Origin of the sequence: Cellulosimicrobium sp. PMB13 (genome assembly GCF_051294865.1) — a bacterium.
Lineage (GTDB): Bacteria > Actinomycetota > Actinomycetes > Actinomycetales > Cellulomonadaceae > Cellulosimicrobium.
This window is the reverse complement of record NZ_CP145910.1, coordinates 3,507,365-3,522,689: the sequence shown is the minus strand read 5'-3', so window position 1 is coordinate 3,522,689 and position 15,325 is coordinate 3,507,365. Positions and strand designations below refer to the sequence as shown.

The following is a 15,325-nucleotide window of genomic DNA, read 5'->3' as shown; positions in this document are numbered from 1 at the left end:
GTGTGGCATCCTGGCGTCCCAGGGGGTGTCCATGATCGATCCGCTGGTCGCGACGTTCGTCATCCTGGCGCTCGCGGTCGTGGGCTTCATGACCAACCGGTTGCCGCTCGTGGTCGTCGCGCTCTTCGTTCCGGTGGCGCTCTGGGCGACGGGGGTGCTCCCGCTCGACGAGGCGCTGGGAGGCTTCAGCGACCCGATCGTGCTGTTCATCGCCTCGCTGTTCGTGCTCAGCGAGGCGCTGGACTCCACGGGGATCACCGCGTGGATCGGGCAGTGGCTCGAACGGCGGGCGTCCCTCGGGCGCGCCGGGCTGCTCGCGCTCATGGTCGGCGTCGCGGCGCTCCTGGCGGCGGTCATCAGCATCAACGGTGCCGTGGCCGCGCTCCTCCCGGTCGCGGTCGTGGCGGCCGGGCGGGCCGGCATCGTCCCGTCGCGCATGCTCATCCCGCTCGCGTTCGCCGCCGGCGCCGGATCGCTGCTGACGCTGACCGGCACACCGGTGAACATCATCGTCTCCGAGGCGGCGGCCGAGGTGGGCGGCACGGAGTTCGGCTACTTCGAGTTCGCCCTCGTCGGGATACCGCTCGTCCTCGCCACGGCGGTGCTCGTCGTGACGCTGGGGGACCGGCTGCTCCCGGAGCGCGTCCCCGAGCACCTCGCCGAGACGACGGCCGACCCGCGCGAGCGGGTGCGCTCGTGGCGGGAGAGCTACACCACCGACCTGGACACCGGTCGCCTGTTCACCGGGGGGACGGGCGTCGTCGAAGTGCTCATCGCGCCGCGCTCCACCCTGGTCGGGCGGACCGTCAGCCCGGGCATGACGACGCGCGACGAGGGCCTCGTCGTCGTCGCGCTCCGGCGCGGCGACGGTCGCTCGACGGGACCGAACGCGCCGCAGGCCTCCGGCGCCATGACGCTCCAGGCCGGCGACGCCGTGCTCGTTCGCGGTCCCTGGGACGCGCTCCACCGCTACACGCGGTCGCCCGACGTCATCGCCGTCGACTCCTCGCAGAGCCTGCAGCGGGGCGTCCCGCTCGGGCGCGGCTGGCGACGGTGCCTCGTGGTGCTGGTCGTGACGATCGTGCTGCTCGCGACCGGGGTCGTCCCTCCCGTGATCGCGGGCCTGCTCGCCGCGGGAGCCCTCGTGCTGCTGGGTGTCGTCACCGTGCCTCAGTCGTTCCGCGCGATCTCGTGGGACACCGTCGTCCTGATCGCTGCGCTGATCCCCTTGTCGTCGGCCTTCGTCTCGTCGGGAGCCGCCGAGGCGATCTCCGGGTACGTGCTCGGCGCTCTCGGGTACGGCTCGCCACGCCTCGCGCTCCTCGTGGTGTGCGTGCTCACCATCGTGCTCGGTCAGTTCATCTCGAACGTCGCGACCGTGCTCGTGATGGCTCCTGTCGCGGTGTCGTTCGCGCAGTCGCTCGAGGTGAGCGTGCAGCCGTTCATGATGGCGCTCACGGTCGCCGGGGCCGCGGCCTTCCTCACCCCGATCGCCACGCCGGTCAACCTCATGGTCCTGCAGCCGGGCGGCTACCGGTTCGGGGACTACTGGCGTCTCGGCCTGCCCCTCGCGCTGGTCTTCCTCGCCGCCGCGGTCCTGTACGTACCGCTCGTCTGGCCGTTCTGAGCTCACCGTGTCCGCAGGTCAGGGTGGATTCACCCTGGCACGAGCACCGCGCGCGTGGGACGGTGTACCGCGACGTGCGCACTCCTGCCCGCGGCGCTCCGCCGGACCGGACACAGGGAGTCGTGCATGCACACCACAGACCCTCGCGTCGAGACCTACGACGTCGTCGTGATCGGGGCCGGGTACTCCGGGCTCGCGATGCTGCACCACCTGCGCGAGATCGGTCTGTCGACGCTCGTGGTCGACGCCGCCGACGGCGTCGGCGGCACGTGGTGGGCGAACCGCTACCCGGGCGTGCGCACCGACTCGGAGTACGACTCCTATGCGTTCTCGTTCTCCACCGCGGTGCGCGAGGAGTGGGTGTGGACCGAGCGGTACCCGCGGGGCGAGGAGATCCGCGCCTACCTCGAGTTCGTCGCCGACCGCCTCGACCTGCGCCGCGACATCCGGCTGAGCACGCGGGTCGAGAGGGCCGAGCACTCGGACTCGACCAACCTCTGGACGCTGACGCTCGCGGACGGCTCCCGGCTGCGGTCGACCTACCTCGTGTCGGCGACCGGTCTGCTCTCGCGCCCGGTGCTCCCGGCCGTCCCGGGGCTGGAGACGTTCGCGGGCCCGGCGCACCACTCCGCCCGCTGGCCGCACGAGGGCGTGGACCTGACCGACAAGCGCGTCGGGATGATCGGGGTCGGGGCGTCGGGCATCCAGATGCTGCCGGAGCTCGCCGCGCAGGCCGCCCACGTCACCGTGTTCCAGCGCACGCCCAACTACGTCGTCGAGTCGACGAGCCCTCCCGTCACCCCGGAAGAGCTCGCCTCGCTGCGCGAGAACTACGACGCGGTGTTCGAGCGCGCGGCACGGCACCCGTTCGGGGTGCCGATGGACTTCCCCGCGCACTCGGCGCTGGAGGTGGACGACGACGAGCGGCGGCAGGTGTTCGAGTCCAAGTGGCAGGCGGGGGGCTTCCACTTCGCGATGGAGTGCTTCACCGACCTCATGACGAGCCCGGAGGCCAGCGCGTACGCGTCGGAGTTCATCCGCGGCAAGATCCGTGAGGTCGTCGCCGACCCCCGGACTGCGGAGGCGCTGTGCCCGACGACCTACACCTTCATGGGCAAGCGCCCGCCGACCGGCCACGGCTACTACGACGCGTTCAACCGGGAGAACGTCGAGCTCGTCGACGTGCTCGCGTCGCCGATCACCGAGGTGACGCCGCGCGGCGTGGTCGTCGACGGGGTCGAGCACGAGCTCGACGTGCTCGTGCTCGCGACGGGGTTCGACGCCATGACGGGTGCGCTGACGGCGATCGACGTCGTCGGGCGCGAGGGGATCACGCTGCGCGAGAGGTGGGAGCGCGACGGCCTGCTCACCTATCTCGGGATCGGCGTGCACGGGTTCCCGAACTTCTTCATGTCCGTCGGCCCGCAGACCCCGCTGTCCAACCTGCCGGTCCCCGTCCAGCGCGGCGCGCAGTGGCTGCAGCGCGCGCTGTCGTTCGCTCGGGAGAACGGCGTGGACCAGCTCGAGCCGACGCGCGAGGCCGAGGACTGGTGGCGGGCGGAGACCGAGCGGGCCGGGCACGCCACGGTCATGTACGCCGAGGGCCGCAAGGCCGGCGCGTGGTTCGTCGGCGGCAACGTGCCCGGCAAGCGTGAGGAGATGGCCGTGTACCTCGGCGGCGGGCACGTCTACCAGGACCTGTGCGCCGAGGTCGAGGCGGAGGCCTATGCGGGGCTTCGCCCGGACGCCGGCCTTCCCTCGGCACATGTCCCGGCGGGAGAGACGCCGCAGGTCGCCTGACGCACCGCTCCGCTCACACGACTGCGTCGCTGGGCCACGCCGGTGGGGCCGCCGGGGGAGCGGCAGCCCCTCGCCTGCGCAGGCCGCGAACCAGGAGTGACGACCCGAACCCGGCGAAGACCACGCCCGCCCCACCGAGGATCACCTCGAGCGCATGATTGAGCGGGCCGCTGTCCAGCCGCGCGTCGGACGGGTCCGCAGGGTCGTACAGGACCGTGACGTCGTCGCCGATCTCCGGATGCGACGTGCCTGTCACGGCGCTCACGACGGTGTATCGCTGACCGTCGGCCTCGAACTCGACGACGGGGTACTCCGCGCGGCTCGACGAGCGGCTCCCGTGCGACCCCCACCGCACGTCGAGGTCGACGACGGTGCCGGTCGTCCGCTCGGCCGTCTGCTGGAACGAGTAGGTCGAGCACCCGATCACGACCGCAGCAACCACGAGCCCCAGCCCGACCGCGGCGAACACCCCTCCGACGATCATCCTCACCCGCACGTGCACGGACCGTTCCTCTCCCTCGTCCCGCCCCGACGGACGGTGCGGGCCATACCGTACCGGCACGCTCGGCCCGTGGGGGATCCCTGTCCGTCGCCGGGCGGTGGTCGAGAACGCGTCGATGACACCGCGAACGCGAGACGGCGGCTGACGCGGCGCGTCGCCCGAAGGCGATCGCGCACGTCAGCCGCCGTGTCGGGCGACTCACCAGGGGCTAGGAGCCCCGTCTGTCAGATGTCGTAGTAGAGCTCGAACTCGTGCGGGTGCGGGCGCAGACGGATCGGGTCGATCTCGTTGGTGCGCTTGTAGTCGATCCACGTCTGGATGAGGTCCGGCGTGAAGACGTCGCCCTGCGTGAGGAACTCGTGGTCGGCCTCGAGGTTGTCCAGCGCCTCACCGAGCGAGGCGGGAACCTGCTGGATCTGCGCGTGCTCCTCGGGCGGCAGCTCGTAGAGGTCCTTGTCGATCGGCTCCGGCGGCTCGATGCGGTTCTTGATGCCGTCGATGCCGGCGAGCAGCTGGGCGGCGAACGCGAGGTACGGGTTGGCCGACGGGTCCGGCACGCGGAACTCGACGCGCTTGGCACCGGCGGAGGAGCCGGTGACCGGGATGCGGATGCACGCGGAGCGGTTGCGGGCCGAGTAGACCAGGTTGACCGGGGCCTCGTAGCCCGGGACCAGGCGGTGGTAGGAGTTCACCGACGGGTTCGTGAACGCGAGGAGCGACGGGGCGTGCTTGAGCAGGCCGCCGATGTACCAGCGCGCGATGTCCGACAGGCCGCCGTAGCCCTTCTCGTCGAAGAACAGCGGCTTGCCGTCCTTCCACAGGGACTGGTGGGAGTGCATGCCCGAGCCGTTGTCGCCGAAGATCGGCTTCGGCATGAACGTGACCGACTTGCCGGCCTCGAAGGCCTGGTTGCGGATGACGTACTTGAACTTCATCAGGTCGTCGGCCGCGTGGAGCAGCGTGTTGAAGCGGTAGTTGATCTCCTGCTGGCCGGCGGTGCCCACCTCGTGGTGCGCGCGCTCGACGTCGAGGCCGACCTGCTCCAGCGTCGCGCACATGTCGTCGCGCAGGTCCGCGAAGCGGTCCGACGGGGAGACGGGGAAGTAGCCGCCCTTGTAGCGCGTCTTGTACGCGAGGTTGCCACCCTCCTCCTCGCGGCCCGTGTTCCACGCCGCCTCGATCGAGTCGAGGTAGTAGAAGCTCGAGTGCTGGTTCGTCGCGAAGCGCGCCTCGTCGAACAGGTAGAACTCGGCCTCGGGGGCGAAGAACGCCGTGTCCGCGATGCCGGTGGAGCGCAGGTACGCCTCGGCCTTCGCCGCGATGTTGCGGGGGTCGCGGGAGTACGGCTCGCCCGTGAACGGGTCGACGATGGAGAAGTTCACGACGAGCGTCTTGCGCTTGCGGAACGGGTCCACGAACGCGGTCTTGACGTCCGGCACGAGCTTCATGTCCGACTCGTGGATCGCCTGGAAGCCGCGGATCGAGGATCCGTCGAACATCAGGCCGTCCTCGAACGCCGCCTCGTCGAACTGCGAGACGGGGATGTTGAAGTGCTGCATGATGCCGGGCAGGTCGCAGAACCGGACGTCGACGAACTCGACGCCCTCGTTCCGCGTGAAGGCGATTGCCTCCTCCGCGTTGTTGAACATCCGTTGCTCCTTGATCGGTGGTGCCGTCGGGCCGCGCGGCACGAGCCGCTGACGTGGCGCCCACGAACCTAGGCCGCGGCGGTTTCCCCGCCGTGTACCCGTTGTTTCGGGCGTGTTACGTCCCGCGTCCCTGTGTGACGGTCGTGCTACGCGAGGGCGCGCTCGACCCACGCGGATCGAGCGCCGTGACGCACAGTACCGCCGCGCGACCGGCAGGCGCCGCGGGTGTCCACCGGCGGGCACGTACGCTGGACCCGTGGTTTCACGCGAAGACATGGGTTCGTGGCTCGAGGGCACGCCCGGGGGTCGGCAGGAAGGGCGCGGTGCCCGGCTCGGGCTCCCGCCGGAGGGTCCGGGCTCGCTCGCGACGGTCGGACGGCGCGTCGTCGCTCTGGTGATCGACTGGACGCTCGCGACCCTCGTCGCCTTCCTGTTCTTCCGACCTGCCGCGCCCGGGTTCTTCGAGGGCGTCTCCGCGCTGCCCGTGTGGTCGCAGCCGCTCGTGTTCGCGATCGAGAACGTGCTGCTCGTCAGCACTCTCGGCTTCACGGTCGGTCACCGGCTCCTCGGCATGCGGGTGCACCGGCTCGCGGCTCCCACGCGCATGGTCGGCGTCGGGCGCGCCCTCCTGCGCACCGCCCTGCTGCTGCTCGTCATCCCCGCGGTCGTCTGGGACTCCGACGGCCGAGGTCTGCACGACCGCGCCGCCGGCACGGTGCTCGTCCGCACCTGAAGCACCGCGGGCTCTTCCGCGCGACCGCGCCTCCCTCCGCCAGACCGGGCTGACGGGTCGCGGGGACGACGACGCCCGGCCGGTGAGGTGGTGCTCCTCGCCCGGCCGGGCGTCGTCGTGCAGCGGTATCGGAAGCTGCGGGGACCGGTCAGCGGCCCTTCATGCCCTTGCGGTCGGGGCGGGCCCGCGTGGGGTCGATGCCCTTGGGGATCGGCAGCCGGGCCGCACCGAGGGCGCGCAGACGCTTGGAGACCTGCGCCGTCTCGGGCTTGGTGAGGGTCGGCTTGAGCTTCTGCACGGTCCGCGGCAGCTTCTGCAGAGCGACCTGGCCCTCCTCGTTGCCGACCTGGATCGTCGTCACGGGGACGTTCGGCAGGACGCGGGTCACGCGCTTGCGCTCGCTCTCGAGGAGCCTGTTCGCGCGGTGCGCCGGGCCTTCGCTGACGAGCACGACGCCCGCACGCCCGACGCCGCGGAACACGAGGTCCTGCGTGCGGGGGTCGATCGCGACGGGCTCCTCGTCGAAGGTCCAGCCGCGGCGGATCGTGCCGAGCGCGGCGCGCGCTGCGCCCGGCTGGCCCTCGATCTGGCTGTAGGCGGCACGCTCCGCGCGGCGGGTGAGCACGAACATCGCACCCAGCAGGCCGAACGGGATGCCGACGATGAGCGTGTAGACCCACTGGCCCCACCACAGGCCGATGCCCACGGCGACCGCCACGACCCCGAGGAACACGCCGAGCATGATCCACGTGACCGCGGGGTCCTGCTTGCGCGTCATCTGGTACGCGGCCCACACCTGGTGGTACCAGCGCTGCTTCTTGGGCTTCTTCTGCTTGCCGACCGGCTCGCCGGCCGCGGGCGCGCCGGTGGCGTCGGAGTTCTTGCGGGCCATGGTCCCTCAGTCTAGTGGGGTGCGCGGGCGAGGAGGCTCGCGGCCTCCTGGCGCGAGGTGGTGGGCTCGGCGAGGTGCGCGAGCGCCGTCGGGATCTCCATGCCGCGGCGCGTCATCGCCTGGCCCCACAGGCGCCCCGCGCGGTAGGACGAGCGGACCAGCGGCCCCGACATGACGCCGAGGAACCCGATCTTCTCGGCCGCGTCGGAGAGCTCGACGAACTCCTCCGGCCTGACCCACCGGTCGACCGGGTGGTGACGCACCGACGGGCGCAGGTACTGCGTGATGGTGACGAGGTCGCACCCCGCGTCGTGCAGGTCCTGGAGGGCGTCCTTCGCCTCGGCGATCGTCTCGCCCATGCCGAGGATGATGTTGGACTTCGTCACGAGGCCGGCCTCGCGCGCCCGCGTGAGCACCGAGAGCGACCGCTCGTACCGGAAGCCGGGACGGATCTGCTTGAAGATGCGGGGCACGGTCTCGAGGTTGTGGGCAAGCACCTCGGGGCGTGAGCCGTTGACCTCGTCGAGCAGCTCCGGGATCGCGTTGAAGTCCGGGATGAGGAGCTCGACGCCCGTGCCCGGGTTGAGCGCGTGGATCTGGCGGACGGTCTCCGCGTAGAGCCAGGCGCCGCCGTCGGGCAGGTCGTCGCGGGCCACGCCCGTGATGGTCGAGTAGCGCAGGCCCATCGCCTGCACGGACTCGGCGACACGGCGCGGCTCGTCGGCGTCGAAGTCCGCCGGCTTGCCGGTGTCGATCTGGCAGAAGTCGCAGCGTCGCGTGCACTGGTCGCCACCGATGAGGAAGGTCGCCTCACGGTCCTCCCAGCACTCGAAGATGTTGGGACAGCCCGCCTCCTCGCAGACCGTGTGCAGCCCTTCGCGCTTGACCAGTCCCTTGAGCTCGGAGTACTCGGGGCCCATCGTCGCGCGGGTCTTGATCCACTCGGGCTTCTTCTCGATCGGCGTCGCGGCGTTGCGGGCCTCGACCCGGAGCATGCGCCGGCCTTCAGGTGCGATCGTCACGGGTGTCTCCCGGTCGTCGTGGCGGGGTGAGCGCCGGCGCCAGACCGCGAGCGGTCAGGAGGGCGCCTCGCCGGTGGGCGCGACGCCCGGTACGACGCCGGACTCAGGTCAGCGTACGGCAGCCGCCGCGCTCGTCCCCGCCCGGCGACCAGCACGTGGACGTGACGTCAGCGACATCCCGGCCGCGAGCAGGAGCGTCGCCGCGACGACCGGGACGGCGAACGCCGCGGTCGTCGATGCGGACTCCGCGAGCAGGCCCGCGCTCGTCGCCCCGAGCGCGACGCCGACGACGTTCGCGCTCGCGACGAGCGTCATCGCCGCCGCGGTCCGACCGGCGGGCGCCCTGCGACCCGCGACGGTGAAGACCGTGACCATGACCGGCCCGACGAACAGGCCCGCGACGGCGACCGCCGCGACGACGAGCGGCAGCGAGCCGGTGGACGCCGCCCCGAGGAGCGCGAGGGCGCTGACCAGGAGCCCCCCCGAGAACGTCGTCCACCGGCCGGCCTGGGACCAGCGGTCGGGCAGCGCGACGACCGCGAGCGCCGTGATCGCGGACCCGACGCCGAGCACCGCGTACACGAGCCCGGCGAGGTCGGGGGATCCCACGTCGCGCGTGAGGGCCGTGAGCGCGGCCTGCGTGCCGCCGAACACGAGGCCCATCGCGACCATGCCGACGACGGCGACCGCCTCGACCCGTACGAGGCGCAGCGCGGCGCGGGGCCCGGTCGGGCGGGTCGAGCGGGCGGCCTGCGGGCGGTTCGTCCCCGTCCGGGCGCGCGCCGTCGGGTGCAGCGCGAACGCCGTGCCGGCGACGACGACGAGCGCGGCGGCGGCGAGCATCGCCGTCCGCGGCGAGCCGAGCGCCGCCAGCACGCCCACGAGCGCGGGGCCGAGCACGAAGCTCACCTCGTCCGCGGTGCTCTCGTAGCTCATCGCCGCGGACAGGGTGCGCGGCTCGTCGGCGGTGAGCGCGATCCAGCGCACCCGCGCCAAGGGTCCGACCTGCGGCACCGACGCCCCGACGAGCGCCGCGGCACCGAGCACGGCAGCCGCCGGGCCGGTGGGCCCTGCGGTCGCGGCGAGCAGAGCGAGCACCGCGAGGCCCGCGAGGGGTGCGCAGACCAGCACGACGCGGCGTTGCCCGACGCGATCGGCGAGCGCGCCCTGGGTGGGCCCGCCGACGGCGGTGCCGAGCGCCGTCGCGGCGGACGCGAGGCCGCCCTGGCCGACGGAGCCGGTGGTCTGCGTGACCAGCAGCAGCGTGCCGATCGTCAGCATGGAGAACGGCAGCCGCGCGAGGAACGCGACGGGGAGGAACCAGGGTCCCGCGAGGCGCGGGAGGCGGGCGTAGGCGCCGGTCCGCTCGAGGGCGCCGCGGCGCCCGTCGCTCGGCGACGGCCCGGCTGCCGGTGTCTGGGTGGGTGGGGCGGGGAGTGCGGAACGTGTCATGCGGTGTCCAGGGTCGACGTGTCGCGCGCCGACCCACCCGAACTCCGGAGCGCAAGACTTCCCTGAGCCCCCAGGATAGCGCGGGGTGTGCGCTAGCCGGCGGTGAGCGCCGTGGCGCGCCCCGCAGCGGCGCCGGACGTGGCGGCACGCAGCGGGGCCAGCGCGTCCTCCAGCGCCGGGACGAGCGCGGGCGCGACGTCGGCGAGGGTGACGGTCCGGCCGAGCTCCGTGGTGAGCGAAGTCACGTCGGCGTCCTCGATCCCGCACGGCACGATGCGTTCGAAGCGTGCCAGGTCCGGGTCGCAGTTCAGCGCGAGGCCGTGCATCGTGACGCCGCGGGCCACGCGCACGCCGATCGCGCAGACCTTGCGCTCACGCCGGGACGCGTCTGCCGCGAGCCACACCCCGCTGCGTCCCTCGACGCGGATCGTCTCGAGCCCGAGACCGGCGCACACCGTCATGACCGCGTCCTCGAGCGCCCGGACGTACGCGACGACGTCGACCGGCTCCGCGAGCCGGACGATCGGGTAGACGACCTGCTGCCCGGGGCCGTGCCACGTGATCTTCCCGCCCCGGTCGACGTCGACGACGGGCGTGCCGTCGTCCGGGCGGTCGGTGCGGTTGGTGCGGCGACCGGCCGTGTACACGTCGGGGTGCTCCACGAGGATCAGGGTGTCCTCGCGGGCACCCGACGCCACGGCGTCGTGCACGGAGCGCTGGAGCTCCCACGCCTCGTGGTAGTCCGTCCGGGCGGGCAGGGTGAGCACGTCCATCGGGCCAGGCTAGCCCTCGTCGCGCGGTGCGCGGGGCGCTGTGGGCAAGGTCTCCAGCATCGTCAGGAGCAGCTCCCGCAGCGCGGCGACCTGGTCGTCGTCGAGGCCGCGGGTCGCGAGGTCCTCGGCGGGGCGCCGACGGGCCGCCGTGAGCCCGGCGGCACGACCCGCGTCGGTGATCGCGACGACCCGGCGACGCCGGTCCTCCGGGTCGCCCGTCCGCGTGACGTATCCCGAGCGCTCGAGGCGCGCGACGATGCGGCTCATCGTCTGCTCCGTCACGCCGGAGTCGGCGGCGAGCTCGCGCTGCGACCGTGGCCCGCCGAGCAGGTGCATGAGGACGGGGAAGCCGGCGTGGTTGAGGTCCCACTGCGCGAGGTGGGCGTTCCACGACCGCTCGATGCGGCGGGCGACGGCGAACAGGATCCGGCCCGTGGGCCACTCGGTCGGATCGGCGGACGCCGGGTCGGCCGACGTGGGGTCGGCGAAGGTCGGATCGGCGTCCGACCCGTCGGCACGGCGCACGGCCGGTCTCTCCACGTGCATTCCTCCCTCCGCCATGGCACCATTCCTCAGCATGCTGAGCAACAGGACGAGCGGGATCCTCCGCGGGCTGATCATTGTCGCAGTCATCGGTGTGTGGATGGTGATCGGCGCGCTCGGTGGACAGGCGCAGGGCAAGCTCAGCACCGTCCAGACCAACGACGCCGCCGCGTTCCTCCCGGCGAGCGCCGAGTCCACGCAGGCCGCCGAGCTCGCGGACGACTTCGTGGACACGGAGTCGCTCCCCGCGCTCGTCGTGGCCTCGACGGGCGACGGGTCGGCGCTCGCCGCGGACGATCTCGCCGCGCTCGAGGCGTACGCCGCGGCCGTGCCGGACGCGGAGCTCGAGGGCACCTCGGGCGACGAGCCGCGGACCGTCGGCGACGTGTCCACTGCCGACCCGGTCGTCGTGCCGTCCGAGGACGGCGAGGCGGCGCTCGTCGTCGTCTCGCTCGACGCCGCCGTCGCGTCCGACCGTGTCGGTGCGGACGAGGACAGCGTGAGCGAGCTCGCCGTCGGCGCGCTGCGCGACCTCGCCGCGGCGGACGTGGCGGACGGCGGGCTCGCGGGGACGGAGCTCGAGGTCTACGTCACCGGGCCGGCCGGGTTCGTGGCCGACCTCGTCACAGCGTTCGGCGGGATCGACACGGTCCTGCTGCTCGTCGCTCTCGGGGCGGTCCTGATCATCCTGGCGATCGTCTACCGCTCGCCCGTCCTGCCGTTCCTCGTCATCCTCACCGCGGTGCTCGCGCTCACGCTGGCCGGCCTGGTCGTCTACCACCTGGCCGCCGCGGACGTCCTCACGCTCAACGGGCAGTCGCAGGGCATCCTCTCGATCCTCGTCGTCGGCGCCGCGGTCGACTACTCGCTGCTCGTCGTCGCGCGGTACCGGGAGGAGCTGCGGCTCGTGCGCTCGACCGTGACGGCGCTGCGCCGCGCGGTGCGCGCGTCGGTCGAGCCGATCGCCGCGAGCGCCGGCACCGTGATCGCCGGGCTCCTGTGCCTCCTGCTGTCCGACCTCTCCTCGAACCGCAGCCTCGGGCCCGTCGCCGCGATCGGGATCGCGGCCGCTTTCGTCGCGGCGCTCACGCTGCTGCCCGCGCTCCTCCTCGTCGCCGGCCAGCGCTCGCGCGCCCTGTTCTGGCCGCGCATGCCGCGGTTCGCGGGCGAGCACGCGCTGCCCGACGACGCCGTCCCCGGGTCAGGTGCGGACGTCGCCCGGGCCGCGACGTCGTCCGAGGACGCCGTGAGCGTCGAGGGCCACGGCGTCTGGTCGCGCGTCGCGAGCTTCGTCGGGCGCCACGACCGGCCGGTCTGGATCGTGACCGCCCTCGTCCTCGCCGCGTGCGCCGCGTTCGTCCCGACGCTCGACGCCGACGGCACCGGGGACTCGGAGGTCTTCCTCACCCAGGTCGACTCCGTCGACGGCGAGGAGGTCCTCACGGAGCACTTCGAGGGCGTCTCCGCGCAGCCCGCGATCGTCGTCGCGCCCGAGGCCGACGTGCAGGCCGTCGTGGACGCCGCCGAGGCGACCGACGGCGTCGCCTCGGCGAGCCCCGTGACCGACCAGCCGGCGCCCGCGCCGGGTGCGCCCGCCCAGGGCGACCCGCTCGTCGTCGACGGGCAGGTGCGGGTCGACGTGACGACGGACGCGCCGTCGGACAGCCAGGAGGCCGTCGAGACGGTGTCCGCGCTGCGCGACGCGGTGCACGACGTCTCGCCCGACGCCCTCGTCGGGGGAGCGGCGGCGGAGCGTCTCGACACGCAGCTCGCCGGGCAGAGCGACCTGCGGACCATCGTGCCGGTCGTGCTCGTCGTGATCCTGCTCATCCTCATCCTGCTGCTGCGCTCGGTCGTCGCCCCGGTGCTGCTCATGGCGGCCAACGTGCTGTCGTTCGGCGCCGCGCTCGGTGTCGCCGCGCTCGTGTTCAACCACGTCCTCGACTTCCCCGGGGCGGACCCGGCGGTGCCGCTCTACGCGTTCTGCTTCCTCGTGGCGCTCGGCGTGGACTACTCGATCTTCCTCATGACGCGCGTGCGCGAGGAGAGCCTGCGGGTCGGGACCCGGCGCGGCGTGCTGCGCGCGCTGGCCGTCACCGGGTCCGTCATCACCTCCGCCGGCGTGGTGCTCGCGGCCACCTTCGCGGCGCTCGGCATCATCCCGCTGCTGTTCCTCGCCCAGCTCGCCTTCATCGTGGCGTTCGGCGTGCTCGTCGACACGCTCATCGTGCGCAGCCTGCTCGTGCCGGCGCTCGTGCACGACGTGGGGCGCCGCTCGTGGTGGCCGAGCGCGCTCGGGCGGACCGACGGTGGCTCGGACGAGCCGGGGAAGCCGGACGAGCCCGGGGAGCCCGCGGCGCCGGCCGCCCCTGCGGGGCGCGGCGCGAGCTGAGGGAGGGACCTAGCCCGCAGGGATCGGCTCGGCGGGGCAGTCCGCGAGGACGCGCTCCATCGCCTCGGCCTCGGACGGCGTGACGGACAGCCCGTACTCCGCCTTCACGGCGATCTGCCGCGCCACGTACGGGCAGCGGAACGCGTGGTTCGGCGGGAGCCAGGCGGAGGCGTCGCGCGCACCCTTCGACTGGTTCGAGGGTCCGTCCGCGGCCAGGAGGTTGAGCGGGTCGTTCGCGAAGCGCGTGCGCGTCTGCGCGTCCCAGGAGCGCGCGCCCTTGCGCCACGCGTCGAGCAGCGGGACGACATGGTCGATCTGCACGGCCGCGCTCGTCGCGTTGCCGCGGCGGAACTCGATCGTCTCCCCGGTGTACGGGTCGAGGAACGTGCCCGTGCGGACCTCGCACGGCTCGCCGCGCGTGGAGAACGTGAGGTCCGTGAGGTCGCGCGCGAGGACGTCGTTGCGCGTGTCGCAGCCGTTGTCGTCCACGTCGGCCCACGCGCTGCCGAACTCGGCGCGCTCGTAGCCGGTGTCGGGCCCCGGCCCCTTGACGTCCAGGCGCGCGAGCGCGGCGAGCGCCGTGCCCTCCGTCGCCACGGGCTCTGGCGCGTCGACCGCGGCCGACTCCTCGTCGAGCACGTTCGCGAGGACGATGAGGAGCGCGAGCGCGACGAGCACGTAGCGCAGGACGGTGCGTCGAGGAACCCGACGGCTCGTGGTGCTCAAGGGACGACCTTCCCGAATCCGATCCTCGACCCGCGTGCGCAGGAGCCGCACGCAGTACACCAATCCGGACCAACGCGCACATTCTGCCAGAGCCGGACGCATGCTCCGACCCGGTCTCGACCCGTCGTCGGGCGGTGCTCGCCGACTAGATTGGTGCGCATGGTCAGCGCAGAACGTCCGCTCAGGGTCGGGGTCGTCGGGTACGGGGGAGCGGGACGGGGCATCCACGCGCGGCTCGTGCGCGAGGCCGGGCACGTCGTCACCGCGGTCGTCGTGCGCTCGCCCGAACGGCGGGCGGCCGCCGCCGAGGACTGGCCCGGGGTGCACCTGCACGACGACCTCACCGCTCTCGTGGCCGACCGCGACTCCTACGACGTCGTCGTCGTGGCGAGCCCGACGGCGCTGCACGCCGAGCACGCCGCGGCGCTCGCGCAGGCCGGCGTCCCGACGGTCGTCGACAAGCCGCTCGCCCTGGACACGGCGTCGGCGCGCGGCGTCGTCGAGGCCGCGCAGGCCGCCGGCACGCCCCTGACGGTGTTCCAGAACCGGCGCTGGGACCCCGAGCAGCTCACGCTGCGGCACGTGCTCCAGCAGGGCGACCTCGGGACCGTGCATACGTTCGAGCGCCGCTGGGAGCGATGGCGGCCCGTGCCCCAGCAGCGGTGGAAGGAGAACGACCCCGTCGGCGGTGGGCTCCTCCTCGACCTCGGTCCGCACCTGGTCGACTCCGCGACGCAGCTCTTCGGGCCCGTGACGTCGGTGTGGGCCGAGCTCCGCTCCCTGACGACCCCGACGGAGGACGACGTCTTCCTCGTGCTCCACCACGCTCCCGACGCGACGGGGAACGCGGTCGTGAGCCGGCTCTGGGCGGGTTCCGTCGTCGGGGCGCCCGGTCCGCGCACGCGGGTCCTCGGGTCGGCGGGAGCGTACGTCGTGACGACCTTCGAGAACGACGCGTCGCCGTTCGAGGTCTTCGACGACGCTGCGCCGGCCGGCTCCGAGGGCTGGGTCACGCACGGTCGCGAGCGCGTCGCCGTGGAGCGCGCCCCCGGTGGCCACGCGGACTTCTACCGCGCCGTGGCCGCGTGGCTGCTCGACGGCGGTCCCGTCCCGGTCGACCCGCGCGACGCCGTCCGCACGGCGGAGGTGCTCGACGCGGCGCGGCGCAGCGACGCCGAGGGCCGTCGGATCGACGTCTGACCGGACGACGCGCC

At 73.1% G+C, this 15,325-nt stretch carries 13 protein-coding genes; 5 read left to right on the top strand and 8 right to left on the bottom strand.

Features of this window, described 5'->3' with window-relative positions; translation table 11 throughout:
• Positions 1 to 31: 31 nt before the first annotated feature.
• Together V5D56_RS15835 and V5D56_RS15830 are read left to right on the top strand one after the other, a co-directional pair.
• Positions 32 to 1,627 (top strand): SLC13 family permease, encoded by a 1,596-nt coding sequence (locus V5D56_RS15835; RefSeq protein ID WP_435736248.1) that lies wholly within the window; start codon positions 32 to 34, stop codon positions 1,625 to 1,627.
• Positions 1,628 to 1,753: 126 nt separating this feature from the next.
• On the top strand, positions 1,754 to 3,427 hold the full coding sequence (locus V5D56_RS15830) for a flavin-containing monooxygenase (protein WP_435736247.1): 1,674 nt from the start codon (positions 1,754 to 1,756) through the stop codon (positions 3,425 to 3,427).
• Positions 3,428 to 3,440: 13 nt separating this feature from the next.
• Here V5D56_RS15830 and V5D56_RS15825 read toward each other — a convergent pair whose 3' ends face one another.
• Positions 3,441 to 3,929: a DUF3592 domain-containing protein gene (locus V5D56_RS15825; RefSeq protein ID WP_435736246.1), complete on the bottom strand. Its 489-nt coding sequence runs from the start codon at positions 3,927 to 3,929 to the stop codon at positions 3,441 to 3,443.
• Positions 3,930 to 4,153: 224 nt separating this feature from the next.
• A complete protein-coding gene (glnA, locus tag V5D56_RS15820) occupies positions 4,154 to 5,578 on the bottom strand; it encodes a type I glutamate--ammonia ligase (RefSeq protein ID WP_435736245.1) in 1,425 nt (474 codons plus the stop codon).
• A 256-nt stretch (positions 5,579 to 5,834) separates the two neighbouring features.
• On the opposite strand from glnA, the gene V5D56_RS15815 reads away from it, so the two are divergent.
• Positions 5,835 to 6,311, top strand: a complete 477-nt coding sequence (locus V5D56_RS15815; protein WP_435736244.1) for an RDD family protein — start codon at positions 5,835 to 5,837, stop codon at positions 6,309 to 6,311.
• A gap of 148 nt (positions 6,312 to 6,459) precedes the next feature.
• Here the strand turns inward: V5D56_RS15815 and V5D56_RS15810 are convergent, their stop codons facing one another.
• From V5D56_RS15810 to V5D56_RS15790, 5 genes are all read right to left on the bottom strand, one after another.
• A complete protein-coding gene (locus V5D56_RS15810) occupies positions 6,460 to 7,203 on the bottom strand; it encodes a DUF4191 domain-containing protein (protein WP_435736243.1) in 744 nt (247 codons plus the stop codon).
• An 11-nt stretch (positions 7,204 to 7,214) separates the two neighbouring features.
• Positions 7,215 to 8,225: a lipoyl synthase gene (gene lipA, locus V5D56_RS15805; RefSeq protein ID WP_435736242.1), complete on the bottom strand. Its 1,011-nt coding sequence runs from the start codon at positions 8,223 to 8,225 to the stop codon at positions 7,215 to 7,217.
• A gap of 108 nt (positions 8,226 to 8,333) precedes the next feature.
• On the bottom strand, positions 8,334 to 9,677 hold the full coding sequence (locus V5D56_RS15800; protein ID WP_435736241.1) for an MFS transporter: 1,344 nt from the start codon (positions 9,675 to 9,677) through the stop codon (positions 8,334 to 8,336).
• Between the two features lie 92 nt (positions 9,678 to 9,769).
• Positions 9,770 to 10,450: a lipoyl(octanoyl) transferase LipB gene (gene lipB, locus V5D56_RS15795; protein WP_435736240.1), complete on the bottom strand. Its 681-nt coding sequence runs from the start codon at positions 10,448 to 10,450 to the stop codon at positions 9,770 to 9,772.
• A gap of 9 nt (positions 10,451 to 10,459) precedes the next feature.
• The gene (locus tag V5D56_RS15790) at positions 10,460 to 10,990 is read right to left on the bottom strand and encodes a MarR family winged helix-turn-helix transcriptional regulator (RefSeq protein WP_435736239.1); all 531 of its coding nucleotides are present in this window, start codon (positions 10,988 to 10,990) and stop codon (positions 10,460 to 10,462) included.
• 37 nt (positions 10,991 to 11,027) lie between these two features.
• Here V5D56_RS15790 and V5D56_RS15785 point away from each other — a divergent pair, with 37 nt between their 5' ends.
• Entirely contained in the window at positions 11,028 to 13,385 is a 2,358-nt protein-coding gene (locus V5D56_RS15785; protein ID WP_435736238.1) for an MMPL family transporter, read from the top strand.
• A gap of 9 nt (positions 13,386 to 13,394) precedes the next feature.
• On the opposite strand, the gene V5D56_RS15780 is transcribed toward V5D56_RS15785, so the two are convergent.
• Positions 13,395 to 14,111 carry an HNH endonuclease family protein gene (locus V5D56_RS15780; protein ID WP_435736237.1) on the bottom strand — a complete coding sequence of 239 codons (717 nt, stop codon included), beginning with the start codon at positions 14,109 to 14,111 and terminating at the stop codon, positions 13,395 to 13,397.
• Positions 14,112 to 14,270: 159 nt separating this feature from the next.
• Here V5D56_RS15780 and V5D56_RS15775 point away from each other — a divergent pair, with 159 nt between their 5' ends.
• Positions 14,271 to 15,311 (top strand): Gfo/Idh/MocA family protein, encoded by a 1,041-nt coding sequence (locus V5D56_RS15775; RefSeq protein ID WP_435736236.1) that lies wholly within the window; start codon positions 14,271 to 14,273, stop codon positions 15,309 to 15,311.
• Positions 15,312 to 15,325: the final 14 nt, after the last annotated feature.